Here is a 15,124-nt window from a genome sequence, read left to right on the forward strand (position 1 = left end):
CATTTTTGTTAACGGTGGTTCAGACGTATCTTTGCTTTTGCTACGCATGGACTCTTGCTCGACAGTTACCGGATTTGACTTCTAGTAGTTCTGCCTTTTAGCCCCGCTTTAGTTTAATGGTTGCTACCCATCCAACTAGGGGTTATGCTTTCACCTCTGCACTTGAGGGGAAGGACTTACCGCACGGCGGTTCACCTCCAAATGTAATCAGTTATCACCAGTCTTATTAACTGGGCTAACCGTCCCATAAGCCTTTCAGCTTATTTTAGGTTAAACGAATCGCACGTACGATACAAAGTGAGACCACCAACCCCCGATCGAGCTTGCACGCTTCTTAACTGTGCTAACTTTTCTTAGTTTTACCGAAAAATTCAATGTAGCAAAAAATACATCAAAATGGTAGAGTTGAGCAAAACATTTGTCGTAAATTATTGTATAGTTAGCAAACAAATCGCTAGAAAGCACATTAATGCGATGTAGCCCCGCCCGGGGGAGGCGATCGACTATCTCTGACCTCAGCAGTTTAACGTACAAGAACAGTGCAAGTGGTAACAGTCGATCGTCGCTGTTACCGTAGGACCGGCCGATATGGATACAGCAAATATCTCGCAGTGCCCGGAAGTTACAGTGAAGTGTTTCTTGCTTTCCAAGTTCCAAAGCGCGATCGCCCAGCAAGAGACACTAGGGGAAATTCCATTAAATCTCATAGGTTGCACCATTCTCAACAATAGGCAAGATGCCTGTTCCACAAAAAGTGAATTTGATTGTGGGGTAGGCATCCTGCCCGCCCATAAAAAACTTATGGAGAATGGTGCAATATTTCCCTTAAATCGGAGTAAAGATAGCGCGCGGGTGCTGTACGTGTCTGCGATCGCCCTGAAATTGGCTAAAACTTGGCAGCAGACACCGCAGACAATCGCGGCACAGTTGGCCGAAACACTCGAACCGCTGTGCTACCCAGATTTCGCCGTTAAAGTAGCGCCGGCGGGAATTATCGAGATGGAGTTGACTGATGCAGGTTTAGCCGTTTGGTTGCAGCGTTTAGCCCAAACGAACCTCCCACTTCCAGAATCTCGAATATTATCTCCTGTTGTGTCAGCCGATCGACTGTTTCCCATTCAGTACAGCCACGCGCGCTGCTGTTCCCTGCTGCGAATGGCCCACCGCGATCGGATAATTGCGATCGCCCAGCCCGATGTGACTACAGCGCCGCAAATTTGGTCCCTAGCGAGTCCAAATCCTATCCCTTGGATTGACGAGGGCGATCGACTGCGGTTAGTGCATCCAGCAGAACGCAGTTTAATATCGCAACTGTTAACAGTGCTAGACAATTTATATCCTACTTTTGATGTAAAGAACCGCGAAAAACCTGTCAATTATTTCAAATTAGCCAATAGTTTGAGCGAAGCATTTCAGATTTTTTACAGCCAGTGCCGAATTTGGGGTAAAGTTAAAATAGAACAGCCCCAACTCGCCCAATCCCGCTTGGGCTTAATATTAGCAACTCAATCTTTGCTGCGATTTATCCTAGAAGAGTTATTGAACGCTCTTGCTCCTTTAGAACTTTGATTTTGTTCCCATTTTTAGCAACCTTTATTCATACCCATAGGTGGGTTTCCGAAAGTTCCCTTAACTTCTTTTATCTGAAAAGCTCTCTATTTGATCTGGTTCACCCTGAAAAATCCAGTAACCTACTGTCGCATATAAAATTTATAAAAACTTAGCTATTTATGGATTAACTATTAATAATGCAATTAAGAACTCTTCTCTAATTTGGGCATTCTTATTTTCCCTAATTTATTTAAGTAATCTTTCTTTTGGCTTTTTAGAGAGGTGATTTTTAGCTTGCCTCTCTGGCTGTCTTACTTAAAATATTTAATCTTATATTATACAATTAAGCTGCGTAGCAGCTCATCTATTGCCTATCCAGTATGCTCGAAACACAAGAAGAAGATTACAGAACGAGTCCTCTCCCTCTTCAGGAAATCCAAGAGGATATAGCCTTACCAGAGACGGTACTTCTGACCACTCCGCCTCTAAAACTTTCCAAACCGGAAACTCGGTCAAGCCTCAGAGCACTAACTTTGGAGAGTGTCTTCGCTACGCTTTTTTACAGCATCATCGGCGGCGCGTTGCTCAGTAATTTCTTGCTGGATTTAGGGGCTGGCCCAGTCGAAATTGGTATGCTCGCCTCCATTCCTCAACTGGTAAATCTGCTCCAACCGTTCGGAGCTTATATAGGAGACCGACTGCAGAGCCGCCACTGGTATTCCCTCTGGATTTTCGGAGTGTCGCGAGTGCTGTGGCTGATTCTCGTGCCAGCAATGTGGTTGGGAGGCTCATTTCAGCTCGCTGGACATCAGGTAGTGCAGTTGACATTGGCAATCATCTGGGTAACTCAAGTCTTAGAATCTTTAGGTCGTGCTTCCTTCTTGAGCTGGTTGGCGGTTTTAGTACCTCAGCGGTTGCGCGGGCGGTATTTTGGCTTTCGCAATAGTGCTGTCAGCTTGACGAATCTCATTGGTGTGCCGTTGCTGGCTCTAGTGGTATCGAACTGGCCCGGTGGAAGGCTCCAAGGTTACAGTGCCATCTTGGTTTTAGGAATTGTGCTTGGCATCATCAGTCTAGGTTGTCAGTTCTTTATGACCGATGTGAACCCAAAGCTTGTACACGTCACGCATTCAGATATAGGCGAAAAATCATCCATAGGGGCAATTTTTAGCTTTCTCAAGGAAGCCAATTTTTTAAAGTTTTTGCTTTACTCTGGCCTATGGAGCTTTGCCGTTAACGTCAGCGCTCCCTTCTTTAACCTTTACTTGCTCGATGACATAAATATAGATGTCAGTGTGGTAACGCTCTACAACAGCTTAGGAGCGGGTGCTAACTTACTGATGCTGGTTTTTTGGGGGAAGCTGGCTGACCGGGTTGGGAACCGCCCGATCATGATAGTAGTGGGAATCTTGGTGGCTCTGACCCCTCTGCTCTGGCTAGAAGCTGGAACGGCTCCAATTTTTATATGGGTGTGGTTCCCGCTGTTGCACATCATCGGCGGTGCAACGTGGGCGGCGATCGACCTGTGCAGTGGTAATCTGATGATGTCGGTGACACCACTACGCAATCAGTCCCTTTACTTTGCGATCGCGGCGGCGGTTCCTGGTGTCACTGGGGCAATGGGAATCACCCTTGGTGGCTTTATCGCCACTTTGACCAATCTCGGTGGCTTGCCAGGGGTGTTTGCCCTCTCAGCCGTCTTACGACTGGCGGCTCTCCTGCCCTTGGTTTTTGTTCGCGAGCAGCGTTCTGTCTCTTTGGGTAAGTTTTGGCTGCTTTTGTTGCCAGCTTGGTGGAGAAGAGTGGCAATTGAACCTGGAGACATCAGGTTTCAACCATTAATAGTTGAACAGTTGGACTGTCTGCCTGAAAGCTCAGGCGATCGGTCTTCAACAGTTGATTGATTGTACGGCACAAAAGGCGCGCCTTAGCTCAGACAACTGCATAGTCTGTAAATTTTCGCATAATCCCTGCATCTAGTTTAAGGCGTTGCAGGCGAGATTTGCTTTTTTCCAGGTTTTGCGATCGGCAGCGTTACGGTAAATGTACTGCCGACGCCTTCTTCACTGATCAAAGTAATTTCGCCACCGTGCAAGTCCACGCATTTTTTAACAATGCTCAGCCCCAGTCCTGTACCGGGAATTCGACCGACATTTTTAGCCCGGTAAAATGACTCAAACAGCCGTCCTTGGTCGGCGACAGGTATGCCAATTCCTGCATCCTGTACTGAAAAAATAGCCTCGGTTTCAGTAACTTTTAATTCAAAGATTACTTCGGTATTTGGGGGAGAATACTTAATAGCATTTGACAGCAAATTGCCCAGAATGCGCCGGAGCAAGCTTACTTCCAAAGACACCATCGCCGATTGACTGTGATTCACAAAAATTAGCGTCACCGGATCGCTTGGAGGTTTCAACTTCAGGCTGCTCTGAAATTCCCCTACCAACTCATTACAAAACTTTGCTAAGTCTAGCGGTACCAAGCAAAACCCGGCTTGTCCTGACTCAACACGGCCCAGCAGCAGAACATCGTCTAATAACTGATCGATACCTTTGGCGGCTGCTTGAGTTTTGTCTAACAGTTCTTGTGTTTTCTCCTCTGTTAAGGTCAACTTGTACTTGGTAAGAAGTTGTGTAGTGCCGATGATGAAATTCAAAGGATTGCGAACATCATGGGCAATCATGTACAGCAAAGATGTTTTCATCTCATTGAGTTCTTGGGCTGTTTGCAGAGTGCGATCGAGTTGGTCGTGAGACAATTTAAGAGTTAAAGACAACTGGCGCGATCGCAGCAAAATCTCCACCCGCGCTTGCAATTCTATCTTCTCGATCGGAGCGATAATCAAATCGTCAATACTTTGCCAAATAAATTGCGTTGCCATCCCTACATCCGAGCGGGATGTAATCAAAAGAAAAGGCAAGCATACCGGGTGTTCTGCCTGTTTTTGGGCTGCTACCCATTGCCAGTGGCGTTTCAGCGAAATACCGTCAATTATCGCCAGGTCAAAAGATTGATTAAATGGTAAAAACTCCTCACTATTTTCTGTTGAGTGTGGCAGCAATACCTCATAGTAAACAGCTAGCCATTCTAACAACAGGCGGCGATTTTCTTTCTGTTCGACAAGCAATAAAATTTGACTCACGCAGGTTCTCCTAGCAAGCTGTGAACAATTCCCAGCAAATCTCTAACGATTAAAGGTTTTACCAACATATTCCGAGCCCCGTGGCAGAGGCTTTCGTGCTGAATGGCAGCGCTTTGTTTAGGCGAGAGTATCAAAAAAGGGATTTGGTGATTTCGCAGTTGTTCGCAGCACTCCCAAATCCGGCGGTCGAAACCAGAAATATCTACTAAAGCCATCCCGATCCTAGCAGGCTGACTGATAGCTTGTGCAACATCTTCAAAGTTATAAGCCGCGATCATCTGGTATCCTTCTTTATTGAGAAATTGTGCTAATAGTTCCAAGTTTCGCTGATTGCGGTCTACGGCTAAAATTATTGAGTTGCCAGTCATTTATCAGCTTCCTGTGAATACGGGTTATACCATTTTAGATTTTAGATTTTAGATTTTAGATTTTAGATTTTAGATTTTACAAGGGGGAGTGACTGATTATATATCGGTTGGGAGGTGGCATAAAGTTGGCTTCTTTTTTGATCTGGTATTAGCTTACTTTTCGGCGAGGGATTACATCGGTTTTCACTTAAGTGAAGTACAGATGATCTGACACAGGACACGGCCGCGTGCCCTGTGCCCCTACTGTATTTCATAGAATTGAAAACTACACTACGATAAAAGTCGAAAAATACACAAATTTACCAATATATTTAAGTTTTCCAGGACTTAGGCTAGTGGTGAGGTGCGCGGTGCGCCCCCTACAGCTAGTGGTGAGGTGCGCGGTGCGCCCCCTACTCATTAGTAGATTCACGACTGCAAAATTAGCTGCACTTGCCCAAAAACAACACGACAAACCCCGATTCAATCTTCATCCGCTCCCCCCTCACTCCACACCGGCGCCGAACCCAAAATGCCGCGCAGCCCCCGTATCGGTTTGCTGACTTTGATGCCGTAGCGAGTAATCTCGAGTTCTCGCAGAGTTCTCTCGAAATTGCTGACTCGTTTTTTAATTACTCCGATCGCCTTGCGGATTTCTGTCCTATTATGCAGTTGGCGTTCCAGATAGCGTATAAACAGAAGATTATCCGCCAAATAGCTAATTCCGATCTCGGTCAGGCGAAAATCTCCGCTAATGGCTTCTACCTCATTAATCAAGATAACGGTGACTCCCATATTCTTCAGATACTTACACAAAGCGTGCAAATTGTTCACCAAATCTTGCCCCTGCATCGAAAGCTGATAGCCAGAAATACTGTCAATCATCACAATCCGCGTCTTTTCCTGCTCCACCTCCTGGCGTACCATACAGGCAAACTGATCCGGCGAGTAGAGCAAAGGTTCCACGGGTATCACCGAAAGACTTCCTTGCCCAATCATCGCCCCAACCGGGATGTTAACTGATTCGCAGCGGCGCAGCAGAGTGGAACTTGACTCCTCAAAAATGTAAACTACCGATCGCTCCCCCCTTCCTGCAGCTTCCTTCATAAACTGAATCCCCACCGTCGTTTTACCCACGCCGCTAGGCCCGCTAATCACCGTCACAGTCCCCCGTTCTAGTCCCCCGTGCAGCAGTTCGTCGATTTCTGGAACCCCAGCAGAAATCGCTTCAGCAACAAAATCCTGTTGAAAGTTGTCCGGAAGCAGTCGCGGAAATACCTCCATACCAGCCTGAGTCAGGCGCAGCGAATGGCGGCCGCTGCGGAAGTTGGAGCCTCGCAGCTTGGTGACAGACATGGTGCGTCCTTCAGGGCGCAGTTCTAAATAAATTACTCCGTCGCTGATGAATTGCAAATCGTCGTCGGGAGCACTTGAGGTGCCTTCGGAGGTAAACACCACCGTCGCCCCCCCTTCCACCAAAAACCGCAGAAAAGACAAAACTTGCTTGCGAAACTGAAACTCATCCGCAGCTAAGTAGCGAAATTGAGTGATTGCGTCCAAAAACACCCGTTGTGGCTTGACAGCTTGGACTCGCTCAATAATCTTTTGTGTAGTCGGTTCTCGCTCAACCTCGGAGGGGGAGAAAATGTCATAAGTCTGAACTTCTGTAAAGAATTCTGAGGATGGGCTCAAATCGAGGAACGCCATCGCTTCCATATCAAAACCGAGACTTGCGGCATTGGCCCGCAATTGCGCTTCGGGTTCTCCTAAAGTAATAAACAGGGGCGTTTCTCCCACAGCCACACCTGCTGCCAAAAAGTGAAAGCCCAGTGTCGTCTTGCCAGTACCCGGGCCGCCGCGCACCAGATAAGAGCGTTGAGAAATTAGGCCGCCACCAATCACTTCGTTGAGACCGGTAATTCCCAGAGAAATTCGGTTTTGAGACATTTGTTTGTTCATCTTTTGAATATCGGGCCCGTATTAATATTTAATGGTTTTAGGCACTGTTTTGATAATTTTTTTTACCGGGCGTCTGATAACCTTCATGAAATCTTTTTCTACCGAAAATTACGTAAGCACACAAGAATTAGAAAGTATTGTTGGGACTGCTGGCATCTGTCGCTGGCAAGATACAGAGCCATTTTGGCAAGAACGGGTAGAAAAAGCAGTGGCCCCCGACACGAAAATAGATTGTACCGTTTACCCGAATACTCAGGAAGAACTGGCGGCTGTCATTGCTTGGGCACAGCAACGTCGCTGTGCAGTCTTGCCTTGTGGTAGCGGCAGCAAACTTGATTGGGGCGGTTTAGTAAAATTAGACTCCGATCCCCCCCAGCCCCCCTTAACAAGGGGGGAGCAAGATGTTGTCAAAGTGGGTCTTTTTAAGGGGGATTTAGGGGTATCTCCTGATGCAGCGGGGCTTGTGGCTGTCAGCACTTCGCGTCTGAACCGGCTTGTAGAACACGCTGTGGGCGATTTAACCGTGACTGCGGAAGCGGGAATGAAGTTTGCCGATTTGCAGCAAATTTTAGCAGCAGCAGGTCAATTTTTGCCGATCGACCCCGCGTATCCGCAACAGGCAACCTTGGGTGGCATTGTCGCTACTGCTGATGCGGGTTCCTTGCGGCATCGCTATCGGGGGATTCGCGATTTGCTGTTGGGAATTACCTTTGTGCGATCGGACGGTAAAATTGCGGTAGCCGGAGGTCGAGTTGTTAAAAATGTCGCCGGCTACGACTTGATGAAACTGTTTACTGGTGCTTACGGCACTTTAGGTGTTATCAGTCAAGTAACTTTCCGAGTTTATCCGCTGCCTGAGTCCTCGGGAACGGTAGTGCTGACAGGGGAAACTAATGCTTTGTCCCAAACGGCTCAAATCTTATTGTCTTCTGCTTTGACTCCGACGGCCGTTGATTTGGTGTCACCTGATTTAGTAGCACAATTAGGTTTAGGAAAGCGCCAAGGATTGATAGTAAGATTTCAAAGTATCGCAGAGAGCGTTAAAGAACAATCAGCCCGCTTGCTGGAAGTTGGCGAAAAGTTGGGTTTGCAAGCAAATATCTGTGGCTGCAATGATGAGCATCAGTTATGGCAAAGATTGCCAGAAACAGTCTGGAATTCTGGCACAAAGTCCGCAATTATTTGCAAAATAGGGATTAGACCGTCGGAAGCTGTAGCGGCAATTAACGAATTGCCGGTACAGGACGCTTTGATTCATGCAGGCAGCGGTTTAGGAGTTTTGCGGTTTGAGGGTGCGACTGCGGCAACGCTGTTGCAGGTACGCAGGGGGTGCGAAGCGAAAGGCGGTTTTCTGACTGTTTTAGCAGCGCCGACTGACATCAAGCAAGAGTTAGATGTTTGGGGCTATACTGGAAGTGCGATCGATTTAATGCGCCGGATTAAACAGCAGTTTGACCCGGAAAATATTTTGAGTCCACATCGTTTTATAAGCGGTATTTAGTTTAAACTTTATAGTCCGGAGTTCTGTTTTTTTTAATTCCGAGTCTGAATTATTGGTGAACCACATTTGTTTTTTAACGAACCGCGAAGGCGCGAAGACCGCGAAGGAAGAGAAATGAAGAGAAGTGTTTGTTTTTTTGACGGATTTAGGCTTGCTATGAATAGCAACCGCGCCTGACTGTTAGGAAGTTCTTTTCTTAATTGCTGAAATATAAGCGGTCGATTGCTTCTGACTTCTCTCATTGATAACTAAATCCTTTTTTCTTCTTCCTTCTTCCTTCTTCCTTCTTCCTTCTTCCCTCTTCCTTCTTCCTTCTTCCTTCTTCCCTCTTCCTTCTGCCATATATGCAAACTTCAGAAAAATCTCCAGTTCCCAGCGACGATTTAAGACCTGCCAAAGAAAGCAATTTTCTAGCACAAAATCCCCACTTAGAAACCCTCGAAATTCCAGGTTTCGATGCCAAGAACCCGCCAGACCCGAAATTAATCGATACTTGCGTACATTGCGGCTTTTGTTTGTCAACTTGTCCGAGTTATCGCGTACTTGGCAAAGAAATGGATTCGCCTAGAGGCCGCATTTATTTAATGGATGCAATTAACGAAGGCGAGGCACCTTTAAACGAAGCAACCTCACAGCATTTCGATACTTGTTTGGGCTGTTTGGCCTGCGTTACAACTTGCCCTTCTGGAGTTCAATACGACAAATTAATTTCCGCAACTCGCCACCAAGTTGCCAGAAATCAGGAACGCACTTTTTCCGACAATGTAATTCGCACTCTGATTTTTAATCTCTTCCCTTATCCTCACAGATTGCGGCCTTTGCTTGTACCGCTGTTTATTTATCAAAAATTAGGACTGCCAAAACTTGTCCGCAAAACAGGTTTGCTGAAAAAAGTATTTCCCCGCTTGGCTGCGATGGAATCAATTTTGCCGAAAGTTACTGTCGATTCTTTCCGGGATAATTTACCAGAGGTAATTCCGGCACAAGGAGAGAAACGCTATCGAGTCGGGATGATTTTAGGCTGCGTGCAGCGGCTGTTATTTTCGCCAGTTAATGAGGCTACTGTGCGAGTTTTGACGGCTAACGGTTGCGAGGTGGTGGTTCCTAAAAGTCAGGGATGCTGTGCTGCTTTGCCGGAACACCAAGGCCAAGCGGAACAGGCGAAAGCTTTGGCGAGACAAATGATTGATAGCTTTGAAAATACTGGCGTTGATTTTGTGATTATCAACGCTGCTGGGTGCGGCCATACTTTGAAAGAATACGGTCATATTTTAGCAGATGACCTGGAATATCGGGAGAAAGCTGAGAAATTTGCTGCTAATGTTAAGGACGTACAAGAGTTTTTGGCAAGTGCGGGAATTACAGCGAAACTCAATCCTTTGATTGAGGGAGATTTGACAATTGTTTATCAGGATGCGTGTCATTTGTTGCACGGGCAAAAGATTAGTTTGCAGCCGCGTCAGTTGCTGCAACAAATTCCGGGGGTGAAGTTAAAAGAACCTGTGGATGCGGCTTTGTGCTGCGGGAGTGCGGGGGTTTACAATATGCTTCAGCCGGAAATTGCTGATGAATTAGGAGTGCAAAAAGTGGAGAATTTGCTGAATACTGGGGCGGAGTTGATTGCTTCTTCTAATCCGGGTTGTTCTTTGCAAATTAAGAAGCATTTGGAGTTGCAGGGAAAGGAAGTTACTTTAATGCACCCGATCGAGCTTTTGGATTATTCGATTCGGGGGGTGAAGTTGCTGAGGAAGTAGTTTTGTAGGGCGGGCGGTGTCTGCCCTATTTTCGCTGCTGAGTGAGATTTTTTTTAATGAACCGCAGAGGGCGCAGAGGGCGCAGAGGAAGAGAGGAAGGAGAAAGAGGAAGAGGTTATTGTTTTGAGTAAGTACGCGCGGCGTAGCTATCCCGCAGGGCATCGCACTTATCACATTTCCCACAAGCTAAAATTCAATCGAAAATTGGGTCAGTCCCCGACTGGGAATTCGCTTTGATTTGTCGGGTGAAGAGTTACAAATTTATCGCCATGACGGGGAACCGTTTGCAAGTTATGAGGATGTTTCTCGCGGGAGCATCTCAGTTTTGTAAAAAGCATTTTTTTTATTGTAGTGCGAGCGTCCCCGCTCGCACTGTAAATGCAAAACTGAGATTCTCCCGTTTCTCGCAGCTTGGAACAAGCCGAACAGCGGGCTGCTATCCTCGCAGAAAGACTGCGATCGATGGGAATTGACCCGGAACAATTGTAAACTAGATTGGGAAAAGAGCGATCGCACTTTTAAATTTTAGCAAAAGTGCGATCGGCATAATAACTAATGACTAATGACTATTCCCCCTCTTCTAACCTCAAAAAATGCACCTGTCCCGAAGCTTCCGCCGCTACAATCGTCACCCCATCAGGTGCAATAGCGCAAGCTTTCAAAGCACTATCTCCCGTGAAACTAGCAACTACTTTTCGACTCAACAAATCCCAAACTTTCAGAGTATTGTCATCCGAAACAGAAATCGCTTTATTTCCCATAGTCGCCACGGATGTTATCGTATCGGCATGACCTGTCAAAGTAAAAGCTTCTTTTCTACTTGACAAATCCCATACTTTCAGATTGGGTTCCCGCCCGCCCGAAATCGCCCATTTCCCATCCGCCGTAACTGCCACAGCATTCACAAAACTATCATGACCTTTGAGAGTGAAAAGTAGATTTTTTACTGCTAAATTCCACAAATCAGCCAAAATATTCTTTTCTTGCCCCAAACTCCAAACTTGCAGAGTTTTGTCGCCGGAAGCCGAAATAATCCGCTTGCTGTCAGGAGTAACTGCTACAGCTTTTATCCCGTCCTCATGACCTGAAAAAGTCAAAAGTTCCTTTCCTGTTTCTAAACTCCAAACTTTAATAGTGTGGTCTCCTGAACCGGAAATTGCCATCGTTCCGTCTGGCGTCACTGCCACAGAATTTACCCAGTCTGCGTGACCCGTGAAAGTAAAGATTTCCTTTCCGGTTTCTAGATCCCAAACTTTCACAGTTTTGTCGCCAGAACCCGAAACTACTCGCTTGCTATCCGCTGTTATTGCGAGTGCTTTTACCCAATCTTGATGTCCCCGAATTGTAAAAATTTCCTGTCCGTTTTTGAGATTCCATACTTTAATGCTGTTGTCTCCCGAACCGGAAATCGCTTTCGTACCGTCCGCCGTTACTGCTACAGCATTTACCCAGTCATCGTGACCTGCAAATGATAGATTTTCTTTGCCTGTTTCTAAGTGCCAAACTTTTAGAGTTTTGTCAGAGGAACCAGAAACTATCCGCTTACCGTCGGGGGTAACAGCCACAGCATTAACTGGGGCGATGTGATTGGTAAAAGTGGAAAGTTCTTCTTTTGTTTCGAGATTCCAAACTTTTAGCGTTTTGTCGCCGGAAGCCGAAATTACCCGTTTGCCGTCAGGACTGACTGCCACAGCTTGAACAAAACTGCCGTGCTTTCCTAAAGTGAAAATTTGCTTTTTTTCTGGCAAACTCCAGACTTGAACTGTTCCGTCGTAACTGCCGGAAATTATTTGTTCGCCGTCGGGAGTAACTGCTACACTTTTTACCCAATCTGCATGGCCCGTGAGAGTAAAAAGTTCTTTTCCGGTTTCTAGGTTCCAGACTTTCATGCTGTTGTCTCCCGACCCGGAAATCAACCTTTTACTATCAGGAGTTACTGCTACGGACTGGACAAAACTGCTGTGACTTTTGAAGTTAAAAATTACTTCCCTGCTTGTCAAATCCCAAACTTTAATACTGCCATCCCAAGAACCTGAAATTACTCGCTTGCCGTCGGGAGTTACTGCTACTGCTTCTACGGCAAAAGTATCGCCGGCAAAAGTAAATATGTCTTGTCCAGTTTCTAAATCCCAAATTTTAATCGTATTGTCCCAAGAACCGGAAATTACTTTAGTGCCGTCGGGGGTGACAGCTACAGCATTGACGTAGGTAAGATGACCTTTGAGGGTGGAAAGTTCTTCTCCTGTTTCTAAGTGCCAAATTTTGAGAGTGTGGTCGGAGGACGCAGAAATTGCCCGCTTGCCGTCGGGGGTGATTGCTACAGCTTGTACCCAATCTGTATGTCCGGTGAGGGTACGCAATAATCTGCCGCCAGGAGGAGCAAAGCTGGGCGTTAGCGGCCGCAGCCAGGGTTTTTTTTGGTGTTTTGCTTGTGCTAGCAGTGCTTGAATTTCGGGACTTTCAAAGCGCATCAAGCGGGCTATTAGTTGGGTGGCTAGTTGGGTTTTATCTGTGGCTAGAATGTGGGCAGACAGCCGAATTGCTTCTTGGATTAATTTGAGTTGGTCGGCTTTTTGGTCTGAGGTAATATCGGGACTTGTTGCTAAATCGTAATCTTCTATTAGCGCCTGTACTCCCGATGCTGACAGCTTGGATTCAATAAAATTGTAATCTGTTAGTAAGCTGTATAATTTTTCGGAGTCTGAAGTCGCTGCTAGCTGACTTGGCAGGATTCCCAGGTAGTGCGTCTGTTCTGCGGGCTGCATTTTATCCAGCCCTTGTGTAAACTCTGTCATAAATTTACGGATGTGTTTTTTAAATGTATACGATCGCTAGCTGCACCCTACCGAAAAGCCGATCGAGAATCTTTTCTCTTGACTTAGCATGACATATTTAAATGCTCTGTGCTATGGGCTTGCTGTCCTCGGTTTGGTGAGGGTTCGATGAATTGCTTGTTTTTTAGTCGGAGTCTGCTTGGAGAATTTTCAAGCAGTGCGATTACAATAAATCGCCGCCAATATAATTCAACTCAGCAATGCCCAATTTACCGATCGATCCACAAGATCTCACATATATCGTCGTTTTTCTTAACATAGCTGGTTTTGGGCGATGATGGTCGCTCGATCAACACTGTCAAAGCTAAAAAATTTCAGGTATCGCAATCCTATTTAAAGTGCGAAAAAGACTTTTTATAACGAAATATGATGGCGGATGCTCTAATTTTGTGTCAAGTCGGCCGCATCAGCGAGGCAGATGTCCCCCTGGTTGGGTTTTGTACCTCAACGGCATCTGCAATCTGTTTCGCCCAAAGCTCTCAGAAAGCTTTGCAGGTGCGCCCCCTTCCTCTAAAATATAGAAAAGGACTTGCACTCTTAAACCGGATTTCTAAACAAAATCATTGGTTTGACCGCTAGGTACGTAGGAAGAAACCGGGTTTCTGACTCCATAGCGCGCAAGTCACGATCGCAAATAAAGCAGTATTGACTTTAGAGACAAATTTCATGGATGTTATCGAGTTTTTCGAGTTAAGTGCAGGTAAATGGTTTTCTCAGCGTACCGTACACAATCTCAATTCTGGGGAATTGCAGGCAGGTAAATCCGACCTCAAAATAGAAATACTGACAGCTAGCGATGCAGCAGTCGTCAAACTTTGCCAACAACACTCGATTAACCCGGCTTCAACTGGGCTAAAGGGCGTTCGGATTAGTTGGGACGGTATTCCCGATCGCGACAAAGCTAAACAAATCGGTTCTACCATACTAGCGATCGTACCAAATCCCGACAATCCCAGCGAAGGCAAAGTGTTGCAAGACAAGGGTAAGGGCCGCTACGTGATGGGCGACGACGTGCTGACATTGATTACAGAATCAGACACCCTTCATGCCGAAGAAAGGCTGTGGTATCTCATGCCCAACCTGCGGTTGCGGACTAGCGTTGTTAAGCAAGCTAACGGTACTGAACAAGCTTCTTTTTGTTCGGAAATTCGGATGGGAGGAAGTCCCAAAAGTGAAGAGTGACAAATAACTATCTAGTTCTCAAAGTTTACACCCTATTTCTGCTTTCTCCCTTCTTTCTTCTGCCTTCTCGGGCAATCGCTTTTAACTTGGTATGAAAATCAGTGTGTTTGACAACTGGGAATGATTTTGCCACAGGTTTGTCCGGTAATTTGTGCTCGGCTTCGGCTCGATCGGCGAGGGCGGTAACAGCCACATCTTCATATACTACAAATTCTGTATTTTCTTTTGTGCGATCGTCGGCTGCAGGTAATTTTCCTGTTTCCTCTGCCTCTGTGTTTGGGACTTTTTCATGAAGCGCCACATCAAGTTGCGCCTCTGAGGGCCCACGCCAATCTAACTCTGCGGCAGTTACTTCCGATTCCTGGTTCGATAAAAGTATATCTTCCGGTGACAGTTGAGCAGCACTTTCCCCCGTTAAATTTTGAGGAAAATTATTGCATACCAAGCGTTCAAACTCGCGATTGAAATGATAGAGAGGTTGACCTATCCGATGCCACATACTCAATAGCTGTTCCACAGAAACAGCCTTGTAGCGCCCTTGATAAAGCGCTTCAACCACTGCTAAACGCAGCCAATAGCCGGGATACTTGGTCAGCCATTCACCCGCCAATTTCTCGGCTTTCTTGCCACCTAGGTCAAAACCGTAGTGAACCAGCAGAGCCGCTGCTTGTGCAGATATTGCCGTCACTTCTGTCATTTGTTGTCTGTTGACTGTTGACTGTTGTCTGTTGACTGTTGTCTGTTGACTGTTGACTGTTGACTGTTATCTGTTATCTGTTGACTGTTGTCTTTTGGTTCCAATTACCCAATTACCAATTCCCCATTACCTATTACCTATTATCACTTCCCCATTA

At 46.2% G+C, this 15,124-nt stretch carries 11 protein-coding genes and 1 pseudogene; 6 read left to right on the top strand and 6 right to left on the bottom strand.

Annotation, left to right across the window (positions count from 1 at the left end; translation table 11 throughout):
- Positions 1-588 precede the first annotated feature (588 nt).
- Positions 589-1,569 (top strand): DALR anticodon-binding domain-containing protein, encoded by a 981-nt coding sequence (locus QUB14_RS05810; RefSeq protein ID WP_333215806.1) that lies wholly within the window; start codon positions 589-591, stop codon positions 1,567-1,569.
- A 362-nt stretch (positions 1,570-1,931) separates the two neighbouring features.
- Entirely contained in the window at positions 1,932-3,455 is a 1,524-nt protein-coding gene (locus tag QUB14_RS05815) for an MFS transporter (RefSeq protein ID WP_333215808.1), read from the top strand.
- Positions 3,456-3,532: 77 nt separating this feature from the next.
- Here the strand turns inward: QUB14_RS05815 and QUB14_RS05820 are convergent, their stop codons facing one another.
- The 3 genes from QUB14_RS05820 to QUB14_RS05830 form a co-directional block, all read right to left on the bottom strand.
- Complete coding sequence (locus QUB14_RS05820) at positions 3,533-4,693, bottom strand: ATP-binding protein (protein ID WP_333215810.1); 1,161 nt, start codon at positions 4,691-4,693, stop codon at positions 3,533-3,535.
- Positions 4,690-5,061: a response regulator gene (locus QUB14_RS05825; RefSeq protein WP_333215812.1), complete on the bottom strand. Its 372-nt coding sequence runs from the start codon at positions 5,059-5,061 to the stop codon at positions 4,690-4,692. The genes QUB14_RS05820 and QUB14_RS05825 overlap by 4 nt, the downstream gene beginning before the upstream one ends.
- 462 nt (positions 5,062-5,523) lie before the next feature.
- Positions 5,524-6,987, bottom strand: a complete 1,464-nt coding sequence (locus QUB14_RS05830) for an ATPase domain-containing protein (RefSeq protein WP_333215814.1) — start codon at positions 6,985-6,987, stop codon at positions 5,524-5,526.
- A gap of 97 nt (positions 6,988-7,084) precedes the next feature.
- Between QUB14_RS05830 and QUB14_RS05835 the strand changes: the two genes are divergently transcribed.
- Positions 7,085-8,500 carry an FAD-binding oxidoreductase gene (locus QUB14_RS05835; protein ID WP_333215816.1) on the top strand — a complete coding sequence of 472 codons (1,416 nt, stop codon included), beginning with the start codon at positions 7,085-7,087 and terminating at the stop codon, positions 8,498-8,500.
- Between the two features lie 180 nt (positions 8,501-8,680).
- Here the strand turns inward: QUB14_RS05835 and QUB14_RS05840 are convergent, their stop codons facing one another.
- On the bottom strand, positions 8,681-8,842 hold the full coding sequence (locus QUB14_RS05840; protein WP_333215818.1) for a hypothetical protein: 162 nt from the start codon (positions 8,840-8,842) through the stop codon (positions 8,681-8,683).
- Positions 8,843-8,844: 2 nt separating this feature from the next.
- On the opposite strand from QUB14_RS05840, the gene QUB14_RS05845 reads away from it, so the two are divergent.
- Both QUB14_RS05845 and QUB14_RS05850 read left to right on the top strand, forming a co-directional pair.
- On the top strand, positions 8,845-10,254 hold the full coding sequence (locus tag QUB14_RS05845; RefSeq protein ID WP_333215820.1) for a heterodisulfide reductase-related iron-sulfur binding cluster: 1,410 nt from the start codon (positions 8,845-8,847) through the stop codon (positions 10,252-10,254).
- Positions 10,255-10,450: 196 nt separating this feature from the next.
- Positions 10,451-10,558, top strand: a pseudogene (locus QUB14_RS05850) (Uma2 family endonuclease); the annotation flags it as partial.
- A gap of 262 nt (positions 10,559-10,820) precedes the next feature.
- Here QUB14_RS05850 and QUB14_RS05855 read toward each other — a convergent pair.
- A complete protein-coding gene (locus tag QUB14_RS05855; RefSeq protein ID WP_333215958.1) occupies positions 10,821-13,061 on the bottom strand; it encodes a hypothetical protein in 2,241 nt (746 codons plus the stop codon).
- A 693-nt stretch (positions 13,062-13,754) separates the two neighbouring features.
- Between QUB14_RS05855 and QUB14_RS05860 the strand changes: the two genes are divergently transcribed.
- A complete protein-coding gene (locus QUB14_RS05860; protein ID WP_333215821.1) occupies positions 13,755-14,270 on the top strand; it encodes a phycobiliprotein lyase in 516 nt (171 codons plus the stop codon).
- A 25-nt stretch (positions 14,271-14,295) separates the two neighbouring features.
- On the opposite strand, the gene QUB14_RS05865 is transcribed toward QUB14_RS05860, so the two are convergent.
- Positions 14,296-14,967 carry a hypothetical protein gene (locus tag QUB14_RS05865; RefSeq protein ID WP_333215823.1) on the bottom strand — a complete coding sequence of 224 codons (672 nt, stop codon included), beginning with the start codon at positions 14,965-14,967 and terminating at the stop codon, positions 14,296-14,298.
- Between the last annotated feature and the right edge of the window lie 157 nt (positions 14,968-15,124).

Origin of the sequence: Microcoleus sp. B3-D2 (assembly GCF_036705345.1) — a bacterium.
In the GTDB taxonomy this organism is placed as follows: domain Bacteria; phylum Cyanobacteriota; class Cyanobacteriia; order Cyanobacteriales; family Microcoleaceae; genus Microcoleus.